We start from the raw sequence: 482 nt of genomic DNA, 5'->3' as shown, positions 1-482 counted from the left end.
CCTGAGAGGTCCACATCTTGCGTGCCCCCGTTCTCCAGGGTCAGCGTCAGGGTGTTGCCCGTAAGGCTGAAGTCCGTGATCTGCTGGTCGTCCGTATTGTCCAGGTATGGGGTCAGATCCACGCTGCCCCCGTCTTCAAGGGTCAGGGTATTGCCGCTCAGGCTAAGCCCCTGGTCGTCGGTGCCCACCAGTGCGGACAGGTCCACGTTGGCTGAAGCTCCGTTCTCAATATCGATCTGAAGGGTTGTGCCGGTCAGGGTGGCACCGGTCAGGTTCTGGTCATCGGTGTTGTCCAGGTACGGGGCCAAATCCACAGTGTTCCCGTCCTCGATCCCAAGGGTGTTCCCGCTAAGGGTCAGGTTCTGGTCATCGGTGGAGACATAGCCCGAAAGGTCCACATCTTGTGTGCCCCCGTTCTCCAGGGTCAGCGTCAGGGTGTTGCCCGTAAGGCTGAAGTCGGTGATCTGCTGGTCGTCCGTGTT

The 482-nt window shown here is 60.2% G+C and carries 1 protein-coding gene; it reads right to left on the bottom strand.

The window, feature by feature from the left end; translation table 11 throughout:
- On the bottom strand, positions 1–482 hold a 482-nt coding region (locus tag NG653_RS14655; RefSeq protein WP_252742457.1), incomplete at both ends, for a hypothetical protein.

It is taken from the genome of Robiginitalea marina (genome assembly GCF_024006985.1).
GTDB classification, from domain to species: Bacteria; Bacteroidota; Bacteroidia; order Flavobacteriales; family Flavobacteriaceae; genus Robiginitalea; species Robiginitalea marina.
This window is presented reverse-complemented; position numbering and strand designations above follow the sequence as displayed.